We start from the raw sequence: 26,025 nt of genomic DNA on the forward strand, positions 1-26,025 counted from the left end.
TTGAACCTTATTCATGCAATAAGGTTTTACCTGCTCATTCTTTTGCATTTTTTCTTTTACACAAGTTTCAGGATAAAAACCATAAAAAATGTAACAATATAATATTGTGCTGTTTTTTATAAAAATAGGCAGACTGACTAAAAAGATGACATCATATTTGAAGGATTTCTTAAATAAGGAGGAGCTTCTATTGCAGATCTTGCTGGATAAAATTAATTTTAACATAAATTCACCGTTTCTGCCGGTCATTTTACTAATACTGAGTTTCATAATCTGCATGATTCTATTTATGTTATATTATGGGCTTTACCATTTTGATAAGAACGTGCGCTTTCCATCCTGCTTTCAGGAAGCGGGAAATAAGCCTGGACCGGGTGAATGGGAGAAACAGATGCTTGAGCTGGCAGAAGGTCACAGTCAGGTCAGGCTGACCGGGAACAGCTTTGTTCTTAATGATTATAATCAGGCTGCTTATAAAAAACTGAATAAAATCAGGGATACGATCTCTGCGCTGTCTCCAGGAATCATTTCCCTGATTCCGGCTGCACGCTGGCTCTATGATAATTTCCAGATGATGTACAGGGAAATGAAAAAAGTGCGGACTTCCGGAACGAGCTATGCTGTATTGCCAATTCTGAAGGTGAAAGAATACCATAACTTTCCGCGGATCTATGTAGTAGCGAAGAAGATGGTGGCTCTTACCGGCGGACATTTAAGTGAAGAAAACATCTCAGTGATGCTGACAGCCTATCAGCAAAAGATAGCACTTACAGACAAGGAAATCTGGGTTTTGCCGGAAATGCTGGGTTTTTGTATACTGGAAGAAATTATTGCAGTTGCAGATGAAATTCTTCATATGATCGAAGTGAAGTCCAGGGCGGAGAAGTTTTTAAGGGAAAAGCTGGAGCGCAGAGAGGGACCGGCCGATTTATCAGCGCTTCTTTGCAAAACAGAGGACAGCCTTAGGTTTAACTACTCATTTCACGCACATGTCATCTATCTGATGAAAAATATGTCTTTTGACGAGGCATCCATACAAAGATACCTGGAATATCATTTTGCCTCAAAGGACAGACAGGTGAGAAATTCTTCAGTATTCCAGGAAGAAGGAAAAATCCAGTCATTTCTCGAGACAAATATCAGGACGTTAATTGTCAGCTTAAGAGACATCAATGAAGTCGATGAAGAAAAGTTTTTTGAAAAATACTCCTGTCTGGAACAGATATTGTCCCAGGATCCGGCAGGTGTCTATTCAAATATGGATTTGGAGTCCAGAGGCATGTACCGCGGGATAATCGTGAAATTATCTCTCCGTTACCGGCTGATGGAAGAAAAGATAGCAAAAGACTGCCTGGAACTGGCAATTCAGGGACGGGATGGACTGCATTGTTCCCATCATGTTGGGGCCTATCTGTTAGGAAAGGGATATCCGATTTTAAAAGCAAAGGCATTAGGAAAGCCGATTCCCCGGAGGATTAAGAAAAAATGGAATGCAAAAGGTTTTCTTTATTTCTTATCCCTGTTTCTTATGCTTTTGGGTCTGGGGGCCGGCCTGCTGTATGCATTCCGCACGCTTGGACAACTGCAGGCTGTAAGCCGGTCTGTGATTACCCTGCTAGCGGTCATGCCGCTGTTGACCGGCATTTCCATGGAAATTATTAATTTCATTTACACCAGAAGGATAACCGTTAGAAAAATTCCTGCTCTTGACTATCTTAAGGAAATCCCGGAAGATGCAAGAACCTTTGTAGTCATGCCGGTCATCGTTTCCTCAAAGGAACAAGGTCTGGAATACATGGAGCGTCTGCAAAAGCATTATCTTGCAAATCGGCAGCCAAACCTTTTCTTTGCATTGCTGCTTGATTTTGAAGATTCAAAGGACCAGTTCATGCCAAAGGATGATGTGATCCGCAATGCCCTTGCTGCCCGCATGAAAGAGCTAAATGAGCTCTATCCTTCGGAGGATCAGCGCTTTTCCCTGTTTTTCCGCTGCCGTAAATGGAATGAGGCAGAGAACTGTTATATGGGCTGGGAGCGCAAGAGAGGAAAACTGGAAGAGTTTAATAATCTCTTAGACGGAACAGGAAAAGAAAATACCACTTTTTCCGCTGTTTATTGTGAGGAAAAGCTTCTTACCACCTTCCGGTATGTGATTACACTGGATGCAGATACAAATCTCATTCGTGACAATGCGGCAAAACTGGTGGGGTTAATTGATCATCCTTTAAACAAACCAGTTCTGGATTCTGCAGGTCATAAGGTTTTGGAAGGTTATGTCATCATTCAGCCTTCGGTCAGAAATCACATTCCGGATAGAAATGGCAGCAGATTTACAAAAATATTCGGAGGAGAATCCGGTCTTGCACATTACGGAACCGTAATATCAGATATTTATCAGGATATTTTCAACGAAGGGATCTATATCGGGAAGGGCATCTATGATAGAAAAGCCTTCAGTACGGTGCTTCATAATAAAGTACCGGAAAACCGGATACTCAGCCATGATCTTTTTGAGAGCTGTTATGCAAGGACGGCTTTCTCCAGTACGGCTAAGATTATGGACAATTTTCCCAACAGCGTTTTATCATTTACAAAAAGGGAGCACCGGTGGCTGCGCGGAGACTGGCAGCTTCTGCCATGGCTGTTCATGAAAAAGACCCGGGACGGAAAAAGCCTGAGCCCATTATCGAAATGGAAGATTTTTGATAACCTCAGACGCAGTCTGGTTCCTTTCAGCAAAGTCTTGTTTGTATTACTGAATCTGATATGGATGCCAGAAGCGTTTTATCTTTGGCTGCCGCTTGTTTTCTTTAATGATCTGTTTAATCTGGTTATTTTATTATTTGCCGTGAGTACCCAAAAGCTCTTCCGGCCAAAGCTTGCATTTGTGTATAAAGGCTTTTTAAAAGAATTGGCAGTGATGTTGATAAGAGCATTCCTGGAGTTTACGATTACACCCTATCGTGCTTATGTTGCACTGGATGCAATCTTTCGAACCCTGTACCGGATTTTGATCAGCAAAAAAAATCTGCTTCGCTGGAATACGGCAGAGGCAGTGGATGCCTCTGTCATCAATACCAGAAAAGGTTATTTTCTTACCATGTGGAGTTCACTCCTCCCGGTTTTTTGTCTTCTATTCATCTTGTTTTCGGGGAATCTGCCCCTGGTGGGAATGATTTTAGCAACGCTCCTCATGGCGGACTGGTTTCTTACTTTTGAAATTGCTTACTGGATCAGTCAGCCGGAAAAGAAACTGCATCAGAGGGATAATCCGGATGATAAGGAGCTGCTTATGGATACTGCCCGCAGGACCTGGCAGTTTTTCAAAGAATTTTCCACAAAGGAAAATAACTGGCTTTGTCCGGATAATTATAAGGTCACAAAGGTTGAAAAAATCAGCGATAAAACATCGCCCACCAATATCGGACTTCAGTTTCTGTCAATTCTTTCAGCCAGAGATCTGGGATTTGAGACTTTAAGCTCCACAGTGGAGGCAGCAGAAAACCTGATGGAGACGGTACAGAAAATGGAAAAATGGAAGGGACACCTCTATAACTGGTATCATATTCAAACGCTGGAGGTGCTTAATCCCGCCTATATATCAACGGTAGACAGCGGTAATTTCTGGGGACATATGATTGCCCTTAAAAACGGCCTTCTGGAGCAGATCGACAAGCCGGTCTGCCCCGATCATTTACTTTCAGAACTCAGGGCAGCAATCAGAAACAGCAATGAAGAGATAAAGCAAAGAACAGGGAGTCCGTCTGAAAACAGCATTAGGGCAGGATACCAGAAGATAGGGGAACTGATTGAAGACCTTGCAGATATATGGGAAAATTTAAACGGGAGAGAACTGAAGCCGTCTTCCGATTACCGCCTGACCAGACAATTAATGAACCACATCGACCGTATTGTGAATGAAGCTTCGGCTTTAAAACTAAAAGAAGAACCCGTTTCTTCTTATCCCACATTATCCAGCATCGCGGGAGAAGATAATAAATTTGCAGACAGTATGATTGACCGGATCAGAAAACTATGCAGTAAAATAGACAGCATGCTGGCAAACGTTGATTTCCGGTTTTTATTTAATGATAAGAGAATGCTGTTTCATATTGGATATCATGTATCCTCACATACCCTGGATGACGGCTGTTACGATCTGATGGCATCGGAATCGTCGCTTACAAGTCTTCTTGCTGTAGCAATGGGAGAAGTGCCTTTAAAACACTGGTATAAACTGGGAAGACCGCTGACCGTAGTAAAAGGTATTCCATGCTTTGTGTCCTGGAGCGGTACAATGTTTGAATTTCTGATGCCAGGCCTTGTATTAAAGGAATATGAAGGATCTGTCTATGAACAGACCTCCAGGGCAGCGGTACTCCAGCAGATGAAATATGCAAGAGAGGCAGAAATTCCCTGGGGGATATCTGAATCCCAATATTACCGGTTTGACTTAAACGGGAATTACCAATATAAGGCATTCGGTGTTCCAAAGATAAGGCTTCAGCCGGTCCGCAAAAATTCCCTGGTGGTTGCACCCTATGCAACAATACTGGCACTGGATACAGCAGAAAAGGACTGTATCAGTAATTTAAGGAGACTGAAAGAATTAGGAGCTTTCGGCGATTACGGTTTTTATGAATCCGTTGATTTTAATGTACCAAACTCTGTGGAACTGACACCTTACTGTATTGTAAAATCCTATATGGCACATCATCAGGGGATGAATCTGGCAGCAATTAATAATTACCTCAATGAAGGGATTCTCCGGGAACGGTTTCATGCGGAAATGATGATAAAGGCCACGGAAGTTCTTCTGGAAGAAAAGCGTCAGTCTTATTTGATTTCCATTGCAAGACAGGGGTATACCATTAAAATCGGAAAGTCCCTTTTTACAGAAGACCGTTACAATGACCGTTATATCAGTCATGCAGGTGAAAATCCGCCGGTTGTAAATTATCTGTCAAACGGAAAGTATTCCCTGATGATTACTTCGGATGGGGATGGTTTCAGTAAATATGAGGACCGTATGCTTTACCGCTGGAGATCAGATATTTATGAGAATACAGGTAATTATATCTATATCAAGGATATGAAGCAGGGAAAATACTGGAGTGCAGGCTATCATCCCACCAGTACAGAGCCGGATGATTACCAGGTGGTATTCAGCCCGCACCACGCGGAATTTAAACGCAGGGACGGGGATATCTTAACGGATATGGTTGTCAGTCTGGATGCGGATCATAATTATGAGATACGCAAGATCACATTAACCAATCATGGAAATGAGGAAAAACAGCTGGAAGTGACCAGTTATATGGAGGTGGCAGATGATACCCATATGGCAGAGATCAGCCATCCGGCGTTTAATAAGCTCTTTCTTGAAAGTGAGTATGTGAAGGAGCAGGATATTTTCCTGACTAAAAGGCGGCAAAGGAAAGAACCCGACAATCCTTATGTGATGCATATGGCGAAAACCAATGCAGAATTATGTAAAAAAATAGAATTTGAAAATGACAGAAAACGATTTATCGGCAGGAACAATACGCTGGAAAATCCAGATTCTGTAGTTAACAGCGCTACCTTTTTTAATGATTCGGGTTTTTGCAACGATCCGATTATGAGCCTGCGGGGACAGCTGTGTATCGGAGCAGGTGAATCAGCCTGCATATCTTTTATTACCGGTGTGTGCAGCAGTAAAAAAGAGGCAGTAAAAATTGCGGAGGAACTGAATGTAACTTACCGGATCGATGATGTCCTGGAAAAGTTCCGTCTTCAAAGCAACCTGGAGCTAAAGTATCTGGAGATTACCAGAACGCAGCTGAATTCGTTTCAGGATATGATCAGTCCCATTTTTTATCCTGCCGGCATTTACCGGGGACCGCATGAAAATATCAGACGTAATTTTAAGAATCAGAGTTTCTTATGGAAATTTGGCATATCCGGAGATAATCCGATTCTGCTGTTAATGGTAAAGTCTATGGAAGAGGAACGAACGATAAAGGATGTATTAAAAGCGTACGAATACCTGAGAGTCAATCTTGTTATGGTAGATCTGATTATCCTCATTGATTCCAAATATGGGTATCTTCAGGAGGTAGATCAATTAATCAACGATCTGACAAGTTCTATGCGTATTTATGATTCCGGAAGCGGGAAGCCAAGTTTCTTTACACTGCATACGTATGAGCTGCTCCCTGCAGAGATTGATTTGCTGTATACGGTAGCTCGGGTGGTATTTTCAGATAAGACAGGAATTTATTTTACCAATGTAAAAGAAAATCAATTGGAGCTGCTGGAGGAATATTAAGTCTTATGGAAAACTATGAATTTTTTAATGACTTCGGGGGATTTGTCTGTGAAGGCAGAGAATATGAAATTCTGCTGGACGGAAATAACAGGCCGCCGGCACCCTGGATTAATGTTATCTCAAACAAGAACTTCGGGTTCCAGATCTCGGAGTCGGGCGGGGGCTTTACCTGGAGTGTTAACAGCAGAGAGAACAAGCTTACGCCCTGGTCCAACGATCCAGTCAGTGACAGAGCCAGCGAGGCAGTCTATATTCTGGATGAAATAACCGGAGAGGTTATAACGCCTATGTCTCTGGGAAGATCTGACAGGGGCATATACCGGGTGAGGCATGGTTTTGGATATAGCAGATTTCTTCATGAGGAATCACAGGTTGATCAGGAGCTGACTGTTTTCTGCCCTCTGGATGAATCATTAAAGCTATGGAACTTAACGCTTAAGAATCAGTCAGATAAAGTGAAATATTTAAGCCTGACCTACTATGTGGAATGGGTTCTGGGTACGCAAAGAGAGCAGACCAATCCCTATGTTCTCACCTCCTATGATAATGAACATGAATATATGTATGCAAAGAACATTTATACCATGAACTTTCAAAATAACATTTCCTACCTGTTCTCCAGCGAGACGATTGTCGGTTATACCGGAGACAGACAGGAGTTTTTAGGACGCAGGGGAAGTATCCGGGAACCCAGGGGAGCAGAGGTAAAGCTCACCTGCAATACGGGTGTGTGCTATGATTCATGCGGTGCGATACAGGTATCGGTAGCAATACAGCCCCAGGAGAGTAAAACTGTGGTGTTTGGGCTTGGGCAGAGCAGCAGTCTGAATGAGATAAACAAAATCAGAAACAAGTACAGGGAGGCAGCTGCATCAGAACAGGAACTTGAAAGAGTCAGAGCCCACTGGGACAGGTTATTAGGGACCATTCAGGTAAAGACGAAGGACAGGGCAGTTGATATCCTTGTTAACGGCTGGCTGCTCTATCAGACATTATCCTGCCGTATTCAGGCGAGAGCGGGATTTTATCAATGCGGAGGAGCTTATGGATTCCGGGATCAGCTTCAGGATACTCTTTCTCTGCTTTTTACAGATCCGGGTATCCTGCGAAGTCAGATTCTGACTGCCTGCAGCAGACAGTTTGAAGAGGGGGATGTCCAGCATTGGTGGCATCCCCCCATGGGAATCGGCGTAAGGACACGAATATCCGATGACCTGCTCTGGCTGCCTTATTGTACCGCTGCTTATATTCGAAATACTGGAGATACAGGGATTCTAAAGGAACAGGTGCCTTATATTAAAGGTCCGGTATTAAAGGAGGAACAGCATGATGTAATGTTTATCCCAGAAGTGTCCCTGCTTTTTGAAAGTGTCTACGAGCATTGTAAAAAAACTATTGACCGGACTTTCTTCGGAGAGCATGGCCTTCCGCTTATGGGGGGAGGCGACTGGAATGATGGCATGAATGAAGTTGGAATATTGGGAAAAGGAGAAAGTGTCTGGCTCGCCTGGTTTTTGTATACCGTATTAAGTGATTTCATACCTTTATGCGGTCTGGAAGGTGACAAAGCTTACGGTGAGGAACTGGAGCAGAAGCGGGAAAACCTTCAAAAAAGCATCGAAGAACACGCATGGGATGGGGAGTGGTATCTGCGGGCATTTTATGACGATGGATCGAAGCTTGGTTCGAAGGAAAACGACGAATGCATGATAGATTCCATCAGCCAGTCCTGGAGCGTAATCTCAAAGGGCGCCCGGGCGGAGCGGGCAAAGACAGCAATGCAGTCGGCAAGGCGATATCTGGTAAGGGAAGAGGATGCTCTTTCCTTACTTCTGGCGCCTCCTTTTCATAAGACGAGCAAAAATCCGGGTTATATAAAAAATTATATCCCCGGGATTCGGGAAAATGGAGGTCAGTATACCCATGCAGCGGTCTGGCTGGCAATTGCAGCAGCGATGCAGCACGATTATGACCTGGCACAGACCCTGTTTACCATACTTAATCCCATTTACATTACACAGAAAAAGAAGGACGTACTCCGTTACGAAAAAGAACCTTATGTAATGACAGCTGATATATCCTTAAGCCCGCCTTACACAGGAAGGGGCGGATGGAGCTGGTATACAGGTTCCGCAGGCTGGATGTATCAGGGACTGTTAAGCTGGTTTCTGGGTATTCAAAAAGAAGGGAATGAGCTGGTAATTGATCCGGCCACGCCTGTGAGTTTCGGCGATTTTTCCATCGAATATAAGTACGGGAGTTCTCATTATGAGATCAGGGTTGAGAACAGAAGCAAGGGAAAGCTGACAACGGAAACGATTACAGTGGATGGAAGACTGATTCAGGGAAACAGGGTTTTACTGGAAGATGATGGAGAAAATCATCTCATTATAGTATGATTAAAACCAGGCATTTAATAAGCAGAAAGGCGGATTTAATGACAAACAGAAATAATATGGAACAACAGTTTAACCAAATAGACTTTCACCTGCTTCATGATGACTGTCCTTCCGAATATCTGGAACAGATCAGCCTGGAACCGTGGTTTTCTGATTATCCGTTTTCTATGCTTTTAAAACTGAAGGAAACGCCCCAGTCAAAACGCTACCATCCGGAAGGAAGTGTATGGAATCATACTATGATGGTGGTAAATGAGGCAGCAAAGCGGAAAATGGAAAGTAAGTCAGAACGGACTCTGATGTGGGCAGCGCTGCTTCATGACATCGGTAAACCGGGGACAACAAAAATTAAAAAAGAGAAAATCACTTCCTATGATCATGATTTTGAGGGAGAACAGCTGACAGTAGATTTTTTATCCTGTTTTACCAGTGATGGTTCCTGGATTCAGTCAGTCGCAAAATTGGTCCGGTATCATATGCACATTTTATATATTACGGAAAAACTGCCATTTGGCGATGCCGGGAAAATGAAACAGGAAACGGATATCAGTGAAGTTGCGCTGCTGGGGCTTTGTGACCGGATTGGCAGGGGTGGAAGTGATCCGGAATATGAAAAAAAGGTAATCAGGAAGTTTAAGAATATGATGTAATTATCTGCGATGAAGTGAATTTTTGATTAATAACTACTTGACGATTTTTAAATGCAAATGTAGTATATAAATATACTGCATTTGTAGCTCAAAAGGGGGAATTTTATGTTTACAATACAACTTGGTAGAAGGAAAAAAGTTCTTACAATGATCTCGTTTTGTCTGATTGTGGTATGCACCCTGATTCGTACGAATATGGTATCCTTTGCAGATGCTGGTTCCGGTGCATCACAGAAGCCATTGCCGGAAGCAGAGGAATTAATATGCCCGCAGAAAGGGGCTCCGGTTTTTAAAGTCAGCAACAATGGCGGCAGGGAAGTTGTGCAATCCGGGAGCTTCCAGGCAGCAGACGGCCAGAAACTGATCATAGAAGTTGCCGCGGACTTAACTGGCGGTAACGTAGATTTATTTTTATTCTCACCGTCTGGTAAGGAAGAGAGACTGACTTTTGGAAGTTCTGATATAACAAAAACCATTGAATTATCAGAAGGTACCTGGGCTTATAATGCCACCGGTTTTTTTGAAAGCGGAAATATAACGATCAATGGTACTACTGAGAGCAGCCAGTGATTGTCTGAGTCGCGTTGATCATAACAATCACATGTTCTTAGTCCGCGTTGGAAAATGAATGGCTTTTGATATTCTATGGATATCAGTTTATGGGTTCCTGTTTTTAAAGCAGGAATCTTTTTTATTTTGAGTGGTAATAAAATTTTATTAAGTCCGTAAACGGATAAAACGGTAATAAAAAAGCAGTTGCAGGAATTACAGTGGAGCATCTTGACAGCACTATTATGTTAATTTTCTGGCTTCCTCTATAAAACTTGCAATTGTTGGAGAAATCCATTTGTCTTTATGATAAGCAATTTGTGTAAAAACAGGGAGAGGTGCTTCTTTCCAGGGAATCTCAGCCAATAGTTTCTGATTAATTTCATATTCCACGGAAATACGGGGTAAAAGTGCAACACCAAGTCCACTCATTACAAGCTGTTTTATTGCATGAATATTATTAATTCCAATAATGGATTTTGGATGAACTTTATTCTCACTTATAAGTTCCTGAATCATTGCCCGGTAAGTACAGTCTTCTTGTGTAATGATTAAATCTTCATTTTCAAAGTCAAGTATATTCACAGAGTCTTTAATTGTAAGGGGGTGATCGGGTGGCGTAACCGCTACAATTGCCTCCTCAATTAAAGTTTCTACAATAAGATCAGAATAGCATACTTCGCGGGTTAAAAAGAGTGCAATGTCAACATCGTTATTCTGCAGTGATTCATGTATCTCTTTTATTGAGCCGAATTTTAATCGTACATCTGCATTTGGATATTTCTGAATAAAGATTTTTAGTATAGATGGTAAACGTACAACGCTAAAAGATTCATTTGCTCCGATTGTAATTTTACCAGTTTCTAATTCTTTTTCAGAAAAAGATAATAAAGCTTCAGAAGATAATTTTAAAATACTTTCAGCATAATAGAGTAAATGTTTGCCTTCTTCAGTAAGTCTGATCCTATGCCCAAGTCTCTCAAAAAGCTTTACTTTAAGTTCATCCTCTAATAGTTTGATATGGGTAGTAACGGTTGGCTGTGCATAGCCTAGTAAATTCGAAGCAGAGCTGAAGCTTCCTGATTTAGCTATTGCAGAAAAAGTTTTTAATTGTTTGATTTCCATTGATCATCCTCCTTTGGCGATATTATAATTTATAATAGTATATATTACAACTATCAAATTTAATAATACGGATGCGTGTGATATACTCAGAGTATTAAATGATCAAAATCAAAGGAGTGGTTAAAAATGATTAAATCAGTTCTGTTTGATGCATATGGTACTTTATACGATGTGCATTCGGTTACAAAAAAATGCAATGAATTGTATCATGGAAGAGGTATGGAGATTAGTCAGATTTGGAGACAAAAGCAACTGGATTATGTTTGGATTACATCCTTAATGGATAAATATAAAGATTTCTGGTCATTAACAAAGGAAGCGCTTTATTATTCTTTAGAAGAGCTTGGACTGCAATATAATGAAAAAATAGTAGAAGAAATATTAAATGAATATTTGCATTTAAGTCTCTATCCGGAAGTGATGGAAGCTTTAAATAACTTTCGCCCCCGTGAATTATTTATTCTTTCAAATGGCAATTTGAGAATGCTCAATGAATTAGTAAAAAACACTTACCTAGATAAACATCTGGATGGTATTATAAGTGTTGAAGATTATAAAGTTTATAAGCCGAAACCAGATGCATATGATTTGGCGGCCAAAAGATTAGGGCTTGATAAAGAGGAGATTCTTTTTATATCATCAAATGGCTGGGATGCGGCTGGTTCAAAATCCTTTGGATTTACAGTAGGCTGGCTGAACCGCTTTGGCAAGCCTGCTGACCGTTTGGGAATGACGCCTGATTTTATTGCTTCTGATTTAAAAGAATTAGCTCAGATAACAAAAAGTATATAGCTGCTGGAACGATTATAACTACATAAGGAGCATTGATTATGAAAGTAAAAGTGTATAAATTAAATTCATTTGCTAAAACCAGGGAAGGCGGTAATGCGGCAGGCGTTGTGATTGATGCAGATTCATTATCGGAAAAGGAAATGGGGAAGATTGCTGCAATTCTTGGATTCAGCGAAACTGCTTTTATTATGCAATCAGATGTAGCAGATTTTAAAGTGAGGTTCTTTACGCCAAAGGAAGAGGTCGATTTATGCGGTCATGCAACAATTGCTGCCTTTTATACCATGGCATATCTGGGAGTGTTAAAACCAGGTAAGTATAAACAGGAGACAAAAGCCGGAAAACTGGGAATTGAAATTAAAGAAGATAATTCCGTTATGATGAACCAGTCAGTTCCCGTGTTTTCGGAAATAATAGAGAAAGATGTACTTGCAGATTCATTAAATATCGATGCCTCTCAAATTCCGGCAGATTTGCCGGCCCAGATCGTATCTACAGGACTTCGGGATATTATGATACCTGTAAAAAGTATTGAGGTTTTAAATGCAATGAGACCGGATATGGAAAAGATCAAAATGATCAGCCAGAAATATAATGCAGTTGGTTATCATGTTTTCACCCTGGAATCCCTGCATGGTGCCAACGCCAATTGCAGAAATTTTGCTCCGTTATATGAAATTCCGGAAGAATCTGCAACAGGAACCTCAAACGGAGCACTGGGATGCTATCTTTACCTCTATGGCAAAATTAAAAGCGGGCAGGAATCGAATCTTGTATTTGAGCAGGGGTATTCTATGGAAAAACCATCTGAAATTCTGGTATCCTTATCGGTAAAGGAAAACGAAATTCAGGAAGTCAGGGTTGGGGGCAGTGCAATGAATCTGACTTTATCAGAAATCGAGCTAAATTAATTTACGTTCACGAAAGACTTTTTTTGCAGTATTAACTGCATTCAGGACTTTGGGGAAACCAGTATATGGGATACACTGGATGAATGTCTCTATAATTTTGTCTGGTGTAATCCCTACATTTAAAGCACCGTTAATATGTACCTCTAACTGCGGTTCACACCCTCCGGCCGTAAGAAGGCTGCTAATAGTGATCATTTCACGCTCTTTAACGGTAAGTCCATTTCTGGCATATATATCCCCAAAAGCAAATTCTACAATATATTTTCCCAAATCCGGTGCAATATTCTCAAGCGAATGAATTACCTGTTCCCCTCCTTTTCCATCAATTTCTGCTAAATTTTTTATTCCAGCTTCAAATCTTGAATTATTCATATCATTTTATCTCCTTCTGTTTTATAATAGTACTGTACTGCTTAGACTATAATCTAAGTCAAGCTTTTTTCAATTTGTTTTTGGGAGGGATATTCATGACGATTGGAAAGCTGTCGGAAAAGACAGGAATCAGCGCATATACATTACGTTATTATGAAAAGAAGGGATTAATAAAGGTGTCCCGCGACGCTGCCGGACGGCGTGTATTCGATGAGGCAGATGTGGAATGGATTCGGTTTATACAGCGTTTAAAAGATACCGGAATGCTGTTGAGGGACATTAATCGCTATTCAAAGCTGCGTTATCAGGGGGACAGTACCATAGAGGAACGCATGAAAATATTAGAAGAGCATAGGAAGTATGTATTGGCAGAGCAGGAAAAATGGGCAAATAATATGAAACATCTGAATGAAAAAATTAAAGTATACCGCAAAATGATTGATTTTAAATGAAAAGGAATATTATGTGTAAATTAAAATTAGTAGAAGCTTCAAAAGAATATGAAAAGCAGGCCATGGAATATAGGAACGATTTTATTTCCCATGGAGAAAAGCTGATAAATGGCAGCAGCGGATTTATTGATTATCAGGATTTTGACGAGTGGTTAAGGAGGATTGAGGCTGAAAAAATTAAGACAGCTTCTGAGGAAGAGACACCCTCCACGACGTATTTCACAATACGTAAAGAAGATAATAAAATCATAGGTTCGATTCAGCTGCGGCATCATTTAACGGAAGAACTTAAATTAGATGGGGGAAATATCGGTTATGGAATAAGTCCGTCAGAACGGGGAAAAGGCTACGGGACACAGCAGCTTGCGCTTTTACTGCCCCGGGCGCGGGAACTTAAGCTGCAGAGGGTCATGATTTCATGTGATAAAAGCAACAGGGCCTCTGCTAAAGTTGCTGTAAAGAACGGCGGCATTCTGTCAGGAGAAGGATATGATGAGGAGAGTGAATCCGTAACAGAAATTTACTGGATCGATCTGTTATGAGTTATAAAATTTTGTTCTTGAGGGAGGGATTAGTGTGAGTGTATTTTTTTATGGCTGTATAACTTTGGATGGTTATCTGGCTGATAAAAACCATAACCTGGACTGGCTTTATCAGACAGGAGATGTGGGAGAAACGGATTATGAGAGTTTCTATAATAGCATGGATATTACAATTATGGGTAAAAGAACATTTAATGTAATAGAAAAGATGGACAATATAAACAGCATTTATCCGAATACTAAAAATTATGTGATCACACATGCAGAAAGCTTATCAGCAGAGGCATTTATTCCTGTAAATTGTGATGTTGTTGAATTTGTTAAACAGTTAGAAAAAGATAAAAATATATGGATTGTTGGGGGCGGCACAATTATGGCTCCTTTGTTAGATAATGATATGATAGACAATATGATAATACAGATTGCGCCTGTGTTATTGGGGGCGGGGATACCGCTGTTTACTCAGAAGGAAGTATTAAAACGATTTTACTTGAAAGAAGTGAAACAATACGGCCAATTCGCAGAATTAATATATTCTAAATTGCAGACAACGATATGATTATTTAGTCAGACATGGTAAAGATACGGAAAGTAGTATAGTATTTACAATAATGAGGTTATCTGATACACAATGTTCTTAAATGGTGGAATAATGGAACTCCTTTTAAAGAGTTCCATTTACCTTAAGTGGGAAAATATTTGGCTGTGGTAACCAATCAGGAAAAACTACTCGTATTTTTTCTATCATTGTTTCTTAAGTACTTAACGATTTCTGTACCCGCCCTGGCCCCTTCATATACTGCTTTTGATATTTGCAGCAGCCCGCCGGTGCAGTCCCCGGCTGCATAAACTCCAGGAATATTCGTTGACATATTTTCATCAACAATGATTTTGTTATTCTGAGTTACGGCACCGATCTTTTTTGCCAGATCGGTACTCCCGGCAACACCAATGGCTACAAAAAGACCTGAAATATGAAGTGTTTCGCCATTCTGAAAATGGACTTCTTCAACGGCATCATTACCACGAATCGAATCAATGATGCTGGTATTAACTATAATATTTTGGGGAACCGGGAACTCAGGCTCTTTCCCATTGGTAAGAATTGTAACAGTGTTTGATGTAGGAAGTAACTCCAAAGCTTCATGCAGGGCATAACTGCCATCGCCTAAAACAGCTACGTCTTTTCCTCTGTAGAAGAAAGCATCACACACGGCGCAGTAACTAACGCCATGACCTTCGTATTCTCTTAACCCGTTAATTTTTGGAGCAGTTCTGGAAGTGCCTGTGGCAAGAACAACACTGTCAGCTTCGTATTCTCCGCTTTTTGTTATAACGGTTAATTTATCACCGTAAGATATCCCCAAAACCTCGTCTGTTACAATTTCTGCACCAAGTCTTCGTGCGCCTTCTATTCCTTCTGTGATCAGATCATTTCCTGATATCGGCTGACTGAATCCATAATAATTTTCGATCTCAGACGCTTTACCTAAAGCACCATGATCCTTACCTATAATTCTGGTGCTGATTCCGGCTCTTGTTGTATATAATGCAGTCGAAATACCTGCGGGACCACTTCCGATAATAATTACATTTGCCATGATAATACCTGCCTTTCTCTTTCGATGTGTAGATTATAGCAATAGTGTACCCAATAATTCTGTGACTGAATCACTCATCTCTTTCGCATTAGAATCCCTGCTGTTTGCAAGTAATAGTTACATAGTTGTAAATAACATATGCTTCGGAATTGAGGGCTGATCTGTTAAGATATCTATAATCAATTCTTATTTTTGAGACTATTATTAGATGGCGAAATTTATTTAAAAAAACAAGATGAAGGATAGAGATTATGAATTATTTGATTTATGGATTAGCAGATTATGTGGTAAATCTATCATATGGAGATCTGTCTGAAACAGCGGTCGAAGCAGGAAAGCAGGTGATATTAGATTCCTATGGAAATTTGCTTTTTGGCCGTTATTGTGAAACAAGTGAAAAAATACTTAAATACGCAGAATTATCTGATTTTGGCATGAAAAAGGAAAAATCAGCCTGTTTTATAGGAGAAGAGGAGATTTTTACGGATTGTGAGACTGCTGTTTTTGCGCATACAATGATGGCAAGGTGTGCGGATCTGGATGATGGATACAGACATGCAATGGGACATCCTGGTTCAGGCCTGGTGCCATTATTGCTTACAATGGCTCAGCAATATCAGAAAGATGGGAAAGAGATGATAACTTCGGTTGTGGCAGCTTACGATATCTACGCCCGTTTAGGTGAGGCTGTCAATCCATACATGTATAGAGAAAGAGGATTCGATGCGACCGGTGTATGTGGAGCGGTCGCAGCGGCGGCGTTAATATCTAAGATTATTGGTGCTGATGCTGAAAAAACAAAGAATGCGATGGGAATTGCATCTTTGTTTACAGGAGGTCTGATAGAATATCAGAATGACGGAACTTCTGGTAAGATCATGTGCGGCGGCTGGGCAGCACTAACTGGTATAAGAGCTGTGAGACTTGCATCCTGTGGATTTACCGGTCCCGACGCAGCGCTTGAAGGGAAATATGGATTTTTTCAGGCTTTTAAGGGAGTAAGCGGTCATTGCGAGACGGATTACGTGTTGAGTAACCTTGGCAAAGATTTTAAGATTACTGATATTTATTTTAAACGCCATGCATGCCAGAGAGGTCTGCATGCAGTGCTTGATGCCATATTAGAATTAAGAGAAAGTTATGCTCTGACTCCAGAACTTGTTAAAACAATTGATATCAGAACCTCATCTTTTGTACATCGTCTCTCCAATCCTTTCCCCCAGACAGCAGTTGGAGCGCAGGCAAGTGCTCAATTTACTTCAGCAGTGGCTTTAAAATATGGTCGCATGGATTCTGAAACGTTAATAGTTAACAGTTTCAATGATGACGAAATACAGAGCCTGGTTAAAAGAATCACGGTTACTAAGGATGACGAAGTTGAGGAGTATTTAGATAAGAATCCAACACATTTTTGTGCTGCTAAAGTGATTTTGGAGACTTACAGTGGCAGTTTATACCAAGAATGGGTTCCGGTTCCTCTGGGAGATGTAGAAACACCGTTTGGCTGGGATATGCTGAAGGTAAAATTTGATCAATTAGTTGCCGGAACTCCAGGTGAAAAAACTAAGAATGAAAAATACGGACTTTTGAGAAATCTGGAAAAAGTTTCAGATATCAGTGCCTTATTCCGGTTGTAAAAAGCATTGGAGTGAATCCAACATTCACTCCAATGCTTTTTTACAAGGAAGAGATTTTTATAAATTCTCTTTGGTGCCGGGAGAATATGGAATGCAGTATTTTTTTATAATTTTTTTAAAATCTTCCATATAAGACGGAAATTTTTTATTTTTATGATAAATCAGTGCAAGTGGATTTTCAGCCGTAAAGTTTGCAATAGGAAACACGTTTAAGTAAGAATCCGAAGAGCTGGATTCGTTTAACTGATTGATTCCTGAAAGATACATAGTTAAGCAAAAGCATGCAGCATAATCTTCTGCACATAATAGATAATGTATATCTGGCTGAGTCAATTCACTGATGCAATTTAGCGATATCCCAAGTTCGGCCAGATGACGGTCTAATAGTATACGGGAGTTGAAGTTCCTTTTGTTTAAGACAAATGGTATTTCCTGGAGCAGACGCAGATCCACTCCTTTTTTGAACCTGTTTTTATATTCCGTGTAGTTTTTAGGAAAATATTTCTTTAAAAGATTGTCTGATATAACAACATACATCTGCTCATTCAGAAGCACCTGATATTTTAGATCAACTGTTGTTATATTGCTTGTACCGGACAAGAACAGATCAAGGGAATTATCCAGGACCATTTCCTGCATTTTTGGTGAGGTTTCACGAAAAATATTTAATTCCACCTTTGGATAAAGGTCATGAAATTCTTTTAGCAATTTGGGAACCAGGATGGAGTACCTGCCTTCGGTAATACCAAAATTAATGGTGCCGGATTTTGATTCTTTGATATCTATGAGTTGATTTTCTAAATTTTGTTCTTCCAGTTCAATTCTCCGCAAAGTTTCCAGCATAATCTTACCGGCAGGAGTTAATGTAAATTTTGGTTTTCGTTCAAAAAAAGTAATGCCATATTTCTCTTCCAGACTCTTGATATATTTACTCAAACACTGATGGGAAATAAAAAGGCGTTTTGCAGCACTGGTTATATTCAGTTCTTCTGATAAAACAAGAAAATAATTGTAATTGCTTAACATGATTTCACCCCTATTCTCCTATAGTGATGTCAGTTTAGCACAGGACGTACATTTAATGCAACTAAAATTTACAGACATAAAAAAAATATGTGCTTTTCGGTTGCATATGATCATGCTAAACTAAGCTTAACAATGAAAGACCGATAACTGGTATTGAAAGACAGGAGGTAATAAAATGAGCAGAGTCGCTGTTATTTTAGCGGAAGGATTTGAAGAAAGTGAAGCATTAACAATTGTCGACATTATCAGAAGAGCCGGCATAGAGTGCTCCATGATTAGTACGGCAGGAGAAAAAGTGAAAGGCTGTCATGATATTGTTGTCAGAGCTGATGCGATGATTAGTGAAGATGTCCTGGATTACGATATGGTGGTACTGCCAGGAGGATTGCCAGGAGCCGTAAATTTAAGAGATGATGACAGAGTCATTAATATTATTGAAAAAATGAATCATGCCGGAAAGTTTGTCTGCGCCATGTGCGCGGCTCCCATAGCATTGGCAAAAGCAGGTGTTTTGGAAGGAAAAGAGTTCACCGCATATACAGGCTATGATGAGAAGATAAAAACAACTGGGATTTTTAAAGAGGATATCGTGGTGGTTGATGGAAATCTTATAACCAGCCGTGGTCCTGCAACCGCTTATGCTTTTGCTTATAAGCTTGTAGACGTACTGGGAGGCGACAGTCTCACTGTAAAGAATCGCATGGTTTATTTTAACTCATTTCATGCAATACAGGAGGAAAAATCATGAATAAAATAGCAGTATTTATGGCAGAAGGATTTGAAGAAGGCGAAACATTAACAATTGTGGATATTCTAAGAAGAGCCGGACTTGTCTGCGATATGATCTATTTTGGAGATAAGCTGGTAAAAGGAATGCATGGTATGTACGTGGAGGGTGATATAGCATTTGGTGAAACAGTCAAAGAATATGACATGATTGTTTTACCTGGCGGTCGTCCCGGCGGGCAGAATCTGAAAGAAAATCCGGAAGTTATAAAAATGGTGCAGTATTTCAATAATAGCAACAAATATATCGGAGCGATGTGTTCCGGTACCGTAGTATTATCTGATGCAAACGTAATCGAGGGGAAAAAAGTGACAGGATATACCGGGTATGAAGAAAAATTGATCGGGGGCATTTTTATCAATGAAGTTGTTGTTGCAGATCAGAATATTGTTACCAGCCAGGGACCTGCGACGCCATATCCGTTTGCCTATAAGATCGCAGAAATGTTTGGAAAGGATACGACCGTTTTACGGGAAAGAATGCTTTACAATTTTGCAGGTGGAAAATAACTAATATTAAGGGAGAAGAATTATGAATAATGGGGAGTTAGCAAAACAGATATTAGAAATTGTGGGTAAAGACAATATTACGTATATAACTCATTGCGCCACAAGACTGAGGCTTAATGTAAAAGACGAATCATCTGTTAATTTAAAAGCGCTTGATCAGCTGGAGGGAGTATTAAAATCACAGATCAAAAGCGGACAGCTGCAAATCATTATCGGAGCAAAAGTAAAAGGAGTGTTTGATGCTGTCAGCGGAATGATTGATTTGAATCAGAGTGATATTGAGATTAAGAGTACAGCGATCAGGAAAAATCCTGTATCAAGGGTGGTTGAAACGATATCTGGTGTATTCGGACCTGTTATTCCGGTTTTGATCGGCTGCGGTATGATAAAGTCCCTTCTTGCTATTATGAAAGCCACCAATCTGATTGCATCAACAAGCGGAACTTATCAGATATTTAACTTAATCAGCGACTTAATCTTTTATTTCTTTCCGTTTTTTCTTGCAGTCAGCGCAGCAAAGAAATTTAAAACCAGCGAGTTTTTAGCAGTGGCTCTGGCAGGGGCATATATGTATCCCACAATTATGAACGGAGCTGCGGCAGTGGCAGAAACGGGAGTCAGAAGTTTAAGTTTTTTTGGTCTGCCTGTACTGCTTGTGAACTATAAAACTACAATTATTCCGATTATCATATCTGTATGGGTGATGAGCTATGTATACAGGTACATAGATAAATTGATTCCTGATATGTTTAAAGTACTGTTTGTACCCATGCTGGTGCTGTTTATAATGGTTCCGCTTGAATTAATAGCCATTGGTCCGATTGGAACCTATATTGGTGTCACAGTGGCAAAAGTTGTAACTTATTTATATACTGCGAACGGTGTCTTAGGAGCATTCCTTTTTGGAACGTTTAGACCGGTATTAATTATCTTTGGAATGCATTATGCAATCACGCCGATTAATAGCCAGCTCATTGCGCAGTACGGTTATTCTGTAATATCACCTGCAAATTTAACCGGAAACTTAGCTCAGGCAGGGGCCTGTCTTGCCGTATTCTTTCTGCTAAAGAATAAAACTAACAAATCAGGTGCATTAACCAGCGGTGTTACAGCATTATTTGGTATCACGGAACCGTCTATATTCGGATACAATCTGAAGTATAAAAAACCGTTTATATGCGCTATGGTTGCCGGCGGTGTTGGAGCTGCTTATATTAACTTCTGGGGCGGTGGTGCGACTGCATTGATTTTACCGGGATTACTGGCACTTCCAACGTATATTGCCAAGAGCTATATTCATATTTTGATTGGAGTGGGTATCAGTATTGCTTTGGCCTTTATCGGAGTACTGTTCTTTGGAATTGAGGAAGAAGAACTTCTGGAAGACGGAAAGAAATTAGAAGTTCATGCAGCCTCCGGAATTTTAAAAAATGTTACTGTAAATTCTCCGCTAAAGGGAGTTGTAAGAGATTTATCTGAAGTAAACGATCCAATGTTCGCGCAAAAAATACTGGGCAACGGAGCTGCCATTGAATCAGCGGATGGAAACGTTTATGCGCCTTTTGACGGAACTGTTGTATCATTGTTTCACACAAATCATGCAATTGGTTTACGATCGGCAGAGGGAATCGAACTGTTAATACACATCGGACTGGATACTGTTAAGTTAGAGGGTAAATATTTCACTGCATATGTAAAGCAAGACCAGAAAGTAAAGCAGGGCGATTTACTGATCCGTTTTGATCAGGAGGAAATCAAGGCAGCAGGATTTGATACAATTGTCCCGGTCATTATATCCAACACAGCTGATTTTAAGCGGGTTGAGCCAATTCAGATCAACACAGCAGTGAATAAGGAACAGCCGCTGATTAATATTGAAATTTAGAAAGAGGAAGGCATGAGCAGATTACCAGATGATTTCTTATGGGGGGGTGCAGTTGCAGCAAACCAGATTGAGGGCGGATGGAATAAGGGAGGCAAAGGGATCAGTGTCAGTGATGTCCTGACAGCCGGATCTCATGGAGTGGAAAGACAGATTACGGATGGGATTATTGAAGGATTATTTTATCCCAATCATGAAGCAAGCGACTTTTATTCCAGATATAAAGAAGATATCGCTTTATTACACGAGATGGGATTTAAATGCTTTCGCACAAGTATTGCCTGGACAAGAATCTTTCCAAATGGAGATGAGGAAGAACCGAATGAAGAAGGACTTCTGTTTTATGATTCCATGTTTGATACCTGTCTGCAGTATGGAATTCAGCCCATCGTAACAATCTCTCATTTTGAGATGCCATATTATTTAGTCACAGAGTATGGCGGTTGGAGAAATCGTAAATTAATTGATTTTTATATGAATTACTGCAAAGCTCTGTTTATCAGATACAAAGATAAAGTTAAATATTGGCTCACCTTTAATGAGATTAATATGATTATCAGAAAGCCTTGGAAACCCGGTGGAATTAAGCTTTTGGAGGGAGAAAATAAGCTTCAGACCGAATACCAGGCTGCTCATTATATGCTTGTAGCAAGTGCAAAGGCGGTAAAGCTTGGAAAAGAAATTAATCCGGATTTCATGATTGGCGGAATGTTTCTCCATCCAACCTCTTATGCTGCAACCTGTGATCCCTCGGATGTTATGGCACATGTAAAAAAGCTTCAGCAGGCTTATATGTTTTTGGATGTACATGTGAGGGGAGCATATCCTCGTTCTCATTACAAATTTTTAGAGAACAATCAATTAGTCATTGAGACTTTGCCAGAGGATGCAGTCACACTTAAAAAAGGTGTTGTTGATTATATTGGATTTAGCTACTATTCCAGCTCTGTCGTAATGGCTGATCCTTCTAATCAGGATAAAAGTGAAGGAAATGAGATTAGCGGATATAAAAATCCTCTGCTAAAAGGCAGTGACTGGGGATGGCAGATTGATCCTGCAGGGCTTCGAATTACCCTAAACTGGTTATATGACAAATATCAAATTCCCTTGTTTATTGTAGAAAACGGGTTAGGAGCTGTGGATTCGCTTGAAGCAGATGGTAGCATCCACGATTACTACCGCATTGAATATTTAAAACGGCATGTAGAAGAGATGAAAAAGGCTGTTTTTGAGGATGGAGTAGAAGTAATGGGTTATACCCCGTGGGGGTGTATAGATTTAATCAGTGCCGGCACCGGTGAAATCAAAAAGAGATACGGCTTTATCTATGTAGATAAGGATGATGAGGGGAATGGAACATTAGATCGATATAAAAAAGATTCATTTTACTGGTACAGGGAGTGCATCAGGTCAAATGGTGAATTAATTTAGAAAAGGTAGAAACTAAATAATATGATAAGGTATTATGAAGTCAGTATCAGGTGGTGTATTGACGTCATAATGCCTTTTTTTAAACCTTCATAATCGAAAATTGAAAGGTTTCAATATGTATGTTATATTTTTCTTATACTATTTCTTCTTTAATATGAAAAAACGGAAAAAGGAATACCTCAAAATTACATGGTGCAAAATCGGATGATATGCTGAAAAAAACAGAGTAAACTGAATTATAAGAACAGAGGAGGTTTATTACATGAAAAACACAGCTATTTTTCAGACAATCCTTGGCCCGGTTGTAATATCAGAACAGGATGAAGCTGTCACGGAGGTTTTCTTTGCTAAGGGCAAACAGTACAGCGGCAATAAACAGACAACGCCATTGTTAAAAGAAGCAGAAAAGCAGCTTTTAGAATATCTGTCAGGAATCCGTAAAACCTTTGACTTAAAGCTTGCAGTCAAAGGTACAGAGTTCCAGAAATTGGTTTGGGAATCTTTGCACAGTATCCCATATGGAGAAACCCACAGTTACAAACAAGTTGCGGAGATGATCGGCCGGCCGGAAGCTTCCCGCGCCGTAGGTATGGCCAATAGCAAAAACCCGATTCTTATTTTAACACCCTGTCACCGTATACTCGGTTCAGATGGTAAATTAGTGGGATATGCTGGTGGTCTGGAATTAAAGAAAAAACTGTTAGAATTGGAAAAAAGTCATGTCACCTGTCACGTATAAGTCTTTTAATTATGGATTGAAAGAAATAACACATCTTAGCGCAGCAGATTCTGTACTTGGTGAAGCCATGGTAAGACTTGGGATGCCAATGGAAACGAAGGAGGTAATAAAATGTCCGAAGTGAATTTAACGGATGACGAAAAGTGGCAGGCTTCGCAGACCTGTAATCCCGCTTTTGACGGCAGATTTTTTTATGGTGTGAAAACAACAGGGATTTTCTGCCGACCCTCCTGCAGGTCAAAAAGTCCAAAGCGGGAAAATGTCCTCTTTTTTGACACAGCAGAGCAGGCTGCAGAGAGTGGACTGCGTCCCTGCAAGCGCTGCCGCCCGGATCTGCTGGTATTTCAGCCGCTAAAGGACTCCGCTGATAAGATCAAGGCAGTCTGTGACCAGTATTTTTTTGCGGATCGCAGCCGTTTGAAAGAAGAACTTGCGGGACTCGGTCTGAGCAGAAACCGTATGATACAGCTGTTTCAGGAGCAATATCAGAAAACGCCATCGGAGTATTTAAACCAGCTACGAATTGACAGTGCAAAAGATCTGCTAGTCCATACACAAAATAGTATTCTGCAAATTTCCCTGCAAAGCGGTTTCGATAGCCTTTCCACATTTTATGCACAGTTTAGGAAGGTGACAGGTGTTTCGCCAAAAGAATACCGTAATAAACATCGATAAATGAAAGGAGAATCAGTTATGTATGATTTTAGAATACGAGGGTTGGAAAAAAGTGAGTTTCAATATTTAAATGATTTGTCTGATGAAGAATTGGAAAATAAAGGGGTCGTAAAAATTGTCGCGGATACTAGTCCCGGATATCCTTGCCGTGTCAGCTTAGAGGATGCAAAAGTTGGTGAGACAGTTTATCTTCTTAACTATAATCATCACGTCGCCAATTCGCCATATCAAGGGAATGGAGCTATTTTTGTGCGGAAGAATGCAGAGACAGCAAAAATCGCAGTTAATGCTATTCCAGATCAGGTGCTGCAAAGGAAGCTCTCAATTAGAGGTTATGATAAAAGTGGGATGATGTTGAAATGCAAGTTGATTGATGGTATTGACATAAAAAGCTGCATAATTGATTTTTTTAGTAACGAAAAAATAGAGTATATCCATATTCATAATGCTGTACCAGGTTGTTATAGCTGTTTGGTAGAGAGGGTACGCTGATTTCCAAAAACCGTATCTGATCCGATGAAAGGAACGAACGAAAAAATGCTTGACTATATGGATAGGACTGGATATATTAAAACATAAAACAGGATATGGAAATTCTAATAGATTGGCGTTAGAGAACAGGAAAAATATGAAAATTATAGATGGACATGCCCATGCATGCGGGATGCTCCCTATGGTACAGATAATATAAATCTGGCAATCAATCAGATGCGTGAAGCTGGAATGAATAATGATGAAATTGAACTCGTATGCGGTAAAAACATACAGAAATTACTGGATATTAATTAATATGGGAATGATAATCAGATATTAACTAATACATATAAAAGGAAAGGAGTTAACGATATGTCTAAAATGCCCATGATATTTGCAGGCCATGGTTCACCGATGAACGCAATAGAAGATAACCGCTATACCAGGGGCTGGAGGGAAATGGCGAAGAAAATCCCCAGACCTGAATCAATCATATCAATCTCGGCTCATTGGTATACGGAAGGTACAAGGATCATGAATGAGGAAAATCCAAGGACAGTTTATGATATGTACGGTTTTCCCGAAGAATTATATAAGATTTCATATAATATCCCTGGCAATCCCAGGCTGGCAGGCAATGTGAAAGATTTAATCAGCAGACAAAGCGTATATGATAATACCTGGGGGATTGACCACGGTACATGGTCTGTTCTGACTCATATGTACCCCGAACGGGATATCCCTGTTTTTCAGATCAGTATCGATGCTTTTGCGCCTCCGCAGGTTCATTACCAGATAGGCAGGGAGTTGAAATCTTTAAGAAATCAGGGCGTTCTTTTATTTGGTACCGGAAATATTGTACACAACTTAAGAATGATTGACTGGGGGATGGAAGACCAGGGATTTGACTGGGCATATCAGTTCGATGATTTTGTTAAAGATAATATTGAAAATAGAAATTATGAGAAAGTCATTCACTATATGAGCCAGGGAGAAGCAGCAAAATCAGCGGTACCTGCGCCGGACCATTTTAATCCCATCTTATATTTACTCGGAGCAGCCGATGAAGAGGATAAAATAACGGTATATAACAATAGCTGCATGCTGGGTTCCTTATCCATGACAAGCTATTTATTTGCATAATGGTAAAGACAGGAGAAAT

Annotated in this window: 22 protein-coding genes; 18 read left to right on the top strand and 4 right to left on the bottom strand. The window is 40.2% G+C overall.

Annotated features, from left to right (window positions below; all coding sequences use genetic code 11):
• Nucleotides 1–190: 190 nt before the first annotated feature.
• The 4 genes from V7D18_RS08755 (at nucleotide 191) to V7D18_RS08770 (ending at nucleotide 9,929) form a co-directional block, all read left to right on the top strand.
• On the top strand, nucleotides 191–6,310 hold the full coding sequence (locus V7D18_RS08755; RefSeq protein ID WP_426153440.1) for a glucoamylase family protein: 6,120 nt from the start codon (nucleotides 191–193) through the stop codon (nucleotides 6,308–6,310).
• Nucleotides 6,311–6,315: 5 nt separating this feature from the next.
• On the top strand, nucleotides 6,316–8,709 hold the full coding sequence (locus V7D18_RS08760) for a GH36-type glycosyl hydrolase domain-containing protein (RefSeq protein WP_426153442.1): 2,394 nt from the start codon (nucleotides 6,316–6,318) through the stop codon (nucleotides 8,707–8,709).
• Nucleotides 8,710–8,747: 38 nt separating this feature from the next.
• Nucleotides 8,748–9,359 (top strand): HD domain-containing protein, encoded by a 612-nt coding sequence (locus tag V7D18_RS08765; protein ID WP_426153444.1) that lies wholly within the window; start codon nucleotides 8,748–8,750, stop codon nucleotides 9,357–9,359.
• A 105-nt stretch (nucleotides 9,360–9,464) separates the two neighbouring features.
• The gene (locus tag V7D18_RS08770) at nucleotides 9,465–9,929 is read left to right on the top strand and encodes a hypothetical protein (RefSeq protein WP_426153445.1); all 465 of its coding nucleotides are present in this window, start codon (nucleotides 9,465–9,467) and stop codon (nucleotides 9,927–9,929) included.
• Nucleotides 9,930–10,151: 222 nt separating this feature from the next.
• On the opposite strand, the gene V7D18_RS08775 is transcribed toward V7D18_RS08770, so the two are convergent.
• Nucleotides 10,152–11,033, bottom strand: a complete 882-nt coding sequence (locus V7D18_RS08775; RefSeq protein ID WP_426153447.1) for a LysR family transcriptional regulator — start codon at nucleotides 11,031–11,033, stop codon at nucleotides 10,152–10,154.
• A gap of 126 nt (nucleotides 11,034–11,159) precedes the next feature.
• Between V7D18_RS08775 and V7D18_RS08780 the strand changes: the two genes are divergently transcribed.
• Together V7D18_RS08780 and V7D18_RS08785 are read left to right on the top strand one after the other, a co-directional pair.
• Nucleotides 11,160–11,825 carry a haloacid dehalogenase type II gene (locus tag V7D18_RS08780; protein WP_426153449.1) on the top strand — a complete coding sequence of 222 codons (666 nt, stop codon included), beginning with the start codon at nucleotides 11,160–11,162 and terminating at the stop codon, nucleotides 11,823–11,825.
• A 38-nt stretch (nucleotides 11,826–11,863) separates the two neighbouring features.
• Nucleotides 11,864–12,736, top strand: a complete 873-nt coding sequence (locus V7D18_RS08785; protein WP_426153451.1) for a PhzF family phenazine biosynthesis protein — start codon at nucleotides 11,864–11,866, stop codon at nucleotides 12,734–12,736.
• On the opposite strand, the gene V7D18_RS08790 is transcribed toward V7D18_RS08785, so the two are convergent.
• On the bottom strand, nucleotides 12,728–13,108 hold the full coding sequence (locus V7D18_RS08790; protein WP_426153453.1) for a carboxymuconolactone decarboxylase family protein: 381 nt from the start codon (nucleotides 13,106–13,108) through the stop codon (nucleotides 12,728–12,730). The genes V7D18_RS08785 and V7D18_RS08790 overlap by 9 nt on opposite strands.
• A gap of 95 nt (nucleotides 13,109–13,203) precedes the next feature.
• Between V7D18_RS08790 and V7D18_RS08795 the strand changes: the two genes are divergently transcribed.
• From V7D18_RS08795 to V7D18_RS08805, 3 genes are read left to right on the top strand one after another with little or no spacing between them, the layout of a single operon-like run.
• Nucleotides 13,204–13,560, top strand: a complete 357-nt coding sequence (locus V7D18_RS08795; RefSeq protein WP_426153455.1) for a MerR family transcriptional regulator — start codon at nucleotides 13,204–13,206, stop codon at nucleotides 13,558–13,560.
• 11 nt (nucleotides 13,561–13,571) lie between these two features.
• Complete coding sequence (locus V7D18_RS08800; RefSeq protein WP_426153457.1) at nucleotides 13,572–14,102, top strand: GNAT family N-acetyltransferase; 531 nt, start codon at nucleotides 13,572–13,574, stop codon at nucleotides 14,100–14,102.
• 34 nt (nucleotides 14,103–14,136) lie between these two features.
• The gene (locus V7D18_RS08805; RefSeq protein WP_426153459.1) at nucleotides 14,137–14,661 is read left to right on the top strand and encodes a dihydrofolate reductase family protein; all 525 of its coding nucleotides are present in this window, start codon (nucleotides 14,137–14,139) and stop codon (nucleotides 14,659–14,661) included.
• Between the two features lie 157 nt (nucleotides 14,662–14,818).
• On the opposite strand, the gene V7D18_RS08810 is transcribed toward V7D18_RS08805, so the two are convergent.
• Nucleotides 14,819–15,703, bottom strand: a complete 885-nt coding sequence (locus V7D18_RS08810) for an NAD(P)/FAD-dependent oxidoreductase (RefSeq protein WP_426153461.1) — start codon at nucleotides 15,701–15,703, stop codon at nucleotides 14,819–14,821.
• A gap of 251 nt (nucleotides 15,704–15,954) precedes the next feature.
• Here V7D18_RS08810 and V7D18_RS08815 point away from each other — a divergent pair, with 251 nt between their 5' ends.
• On the top strand, nucleotides 15,955–17,340 hold the full coding sequence (locus tag V7D18_RS08815) for an MmgE/PrpD family protein (protein ID WP_426153463.1): 1,386 nt from the start codon (nucleotides 15,955–15,957) through the stop codon (nucleotides 17,338–17,340).
• Nucleotides 17,341–17,397: 57 nt separating this feature from the next.
• Here V7D18_RS08815 and V7D18_RS08820 read toward each other — a convergent pair whose 3' ends face one another.
• Nucleotides 17,398–18,366 (bottom strand): LysR family transcriptional regulator, encoded by a 969-nt coding sequence (locus tag V7D18_RS08820; RefSeq protein ID WP_426153465.1) that lies wholly within the window; start codon nucleotides 18,364–18,366, stop codon nucleotides 17,398–17,400.
• Between the two features lie 175 nt (nucleotides 18,367–18,541).
• Between V7D18_RS08820 and V7D18_RS08825 the strand changes: the two genes are divergently transcribed.
• The 8 genes from V7D18_RS08825 (at nucleotide 18,542) to ygiD (ending at nucleotide 26,006) form a co-directional block, all read left to right on the top strand.
• A complete protein-coding gene (locus tag V7D18_RS08825; protein ID WP_426153467.1) occupies nucleotides 18,542–19,114 on the top strand; it encodes a DJ-1 family glyoxalase III in 573 nt (190 codons plus the stop codon).
• Nucleotides 19,111–19,662, top strand: coding sequence for a DJ-1 family glyoxalase III (locus V7D18_RS08830; RefSeq protein ID WP_426153469.1), 552 nt, complete (start codon nucleotides 19,111–19,113; stop codon nucleotides 19,660–19,662). Before V7D18_RS08825 ends, V7D18_RS08830 begins: the two co-directional genes overlap by 4 nt.
• Before the next feature lie 22 nt (nucleotides 19,663–19,684).
• Nucleotides 19,685–21,547, top strand: coding sequence for a beta-glucoside-specific PTS transporter subunit IIABC (locus V7D18_RS08835; protein ID WP_426153471.1), 1,863 nt, complete (start codon nucleotides 19,685–19,687; stop codon nucleotides 21,545–21,547).
• 12 nt (nucleotides 21,548–21,559) lie between these two features.
• Nucleotides 21,560–22,975 (top strand): 6-phospho-beta-glucosidase, encoded by a 1,416-nt coding sequence (locus V7D18_RS08840; protein WP_426153473.1) that lies wholly within the window; start codon nucleotides 21,560–21,562, stop codon nucleotides 22,973–22,975.
• Nucleotides 22,976–23,237: 262 nt separating this feature from the next.
• A complete protein-coding gene (locus tag V7D18_RS08845) occupies nucleotides 23,238–23,714 on the top strand; it encodes a methylated-DNA--[protein]-cysteine S-methyltransferase (RefSeq protein ID WP_426153475.1) in 477 nt (158 codons plus the stop codon).
• A 111-nt stretch (nucleotides 23,715–23,825) separates the two neighbouring features.
• Complete coding sequence (locus tag V7D18_RS08850) at nucleotides 23,826–24,389, top strand: bifunctional transcriptional activator/DNA repair enzyme AdaA (RefSeq protein WP_426153477.1); 564 nt, start codon at nucleotides 23,826–23,828, stop codon at nucleotides 24,387–24,389.
• An 18-nt stretch (nucleotides 24,390–24,407) separates the two neighbouring features.
• Entirely contained in the window at nucleotides 24,408–24,881 is a 474-nt protein-coding gene (locus V7D18_RS08855; protein WP_426153479.1) for a DUF1203 domain-containing protein, read from the top strand.
• 354 nt (nucleotides 24,882–25,235) lie between these two features.
• Entirely contained in the window at nucleotides 25,236–26,006 is a 771-nt protein-coding gene (ygiD, locus tag V7D18_RS08860) for a 4,5-DOPA dioxygenase extradiol (protein ID WP_426153481.1), read from the top strand.
• Nucleotides 26,007–26,025 lie beyond the last annotated feature (19 nt).

The organism is Lacrimispora sp. 38-1, from assembly GCF_049890855.1.
Lineage (GTDB): Bacteria > Bacillota > Clostridia > Lachnospirales > Lachnospiraceae > Lacrimispora.

Excerpts from the sequence above, each read along its gene's own strand:
- V7D18_RS08760 (WP_426153442.1), top strand. The coding sequence starts at position 6,316 with ATGGAAAACTATGAATTTTTTAATGACTTCGGGGGATTTGTCTGTGAA.
- V7D18_RS08765 (WP_426153444.1), top strand. The coding sequence starts at position 8,748 with ATGACAAACAGAAATAATATGGAACAACAGTTTAACCAAATAGACTTT.
- V7D18_RS08770 (WP_426153445.1), top strand. The coding sequence starts at position 9,465 with ATGTTTACAATACAACTTGGTAGAAGGAAAAAAGTTCTTACAATGATC.
- V7D18_RS08775 (WP_426153447.1), bottom strand. The coding sequence starts at position 11,033 with ATGGAAATCAAACAATTAAAAACTTTTTCTGCAATAGCTAAATCAGGA.
- V7D18_RS08780 (WP_426153449.1), top strand. The coding sequence starts at position 11,160 with ATGATTAAATCAGTTCTGTTTGATGCATATGGTACTTTATACGATGTG.
- V7D18_RS08785 (WP_426153451.1), top strand. The coding sequence starts at position 11,864 with ATGAAAGTAAAAGTGTATAAATTAAATTCATTTGCTAAAACCAGGGAA.
- V7D18_RS08790 (WP_426153453.1), bottom strand. The coding sequence starts at position 13,108 with ATGAATAATTCAAGATTTGAAGCTGGAATAAAAAATTTAGCAGAAATT.
- V7D18_RS08795 (WP_426153455.1), top strand. The coding sequence starts at position 13,204 with ATGACGATTGGAAAGCTGTCGGAAAAGACAGGAATCAGCGCATATACA.
- V7D18_RS08800 (WP_426153457.1), top strand. The coding sequence starts at position 13,572 with ATGTGTAAATTAAAATTAGTAGAAGCTTCAAAAGAATATGAAAAGCAG.
- V7D18_RS08810 (WP_426153461.1), bottom strand. The coding sequence starts at position 15,703 with ATGGCAAATGTAATTATTATCGGAAGTGGTCCCGCAGGTATTTCGACT.
- V7D18_RS08815 (WP_426153463.1), top strand. The coding sequence starts at position 15,955 with ATGAATTATTTGATTTATGGATTAGCAGATTATGTGGTAAATCTATCA.
- V7D18_RS08820 (WP_426153465.1), bottom strand. The coding sequence starts at position 18,366 with ATGTTAAGCAATTACAATTATTTTCTTGTTTTATCAGAAGAACTGAAT.
- V7D18_RS08825 (WP_426153467.1), top strand. The coding sequence starts at position 18,542 with ATGAGCAGAGTCGCTGTTATTTTAGCGGAAGGATTTGAAGAAAGTGAA.
- V7D18_RS08830 (WP_426153469.1), top strand. The coding sequence starts at position 19,111 with ATGAATAAAATAGCAGTATTTATGGCAGAAGGATTTGAAGAAGGCGAA.
- V7D18_RS08835 (WP_426153471.1), top strand. The coding sequence starts at position 19,685 with ATGAATAATGGGGAGTTAGCAAAACAGATATTAGAAATTGTGGGTAAA.
- V7D18_RS08840 (WP_426153473.1), top strand. The coding sequence starts at position 21,560 with ATGAGCAGATTACCAGATGATTTCTTATGGGGGGGTGCAGTTGCAGCA.
- V7D18_RS08845 (WP_426153475.1), top strand. The coding sequence starts at position 23,238 with ATGAAAAACACAGCTATTTTTCAGACAATCCTTGGCCCGGTTGTAATA.
- V7D18_RS08850 (WP_426153477.1), top strand. The coding sequence starts at position 23,826 with ATGTCCGAAGTGAATTTAACGGATGACGAAAAGTGGCAGGCTTCGCAG.
- V7D18_RS08855 (WP_426153479.1), top strand. The coding sequence starts at position 24,408 with ATGTATGATTTTAGAATACGAGGGTTGGAAAAAAGTGAGTTTCAATAT.
- ygiD (WP_426153481.1), top strand. The coding sequence starts at position 25,236 with ATGTCTAAAATGCCCATGATATTTGCAGGCCATGGTTCACCGATGAAC.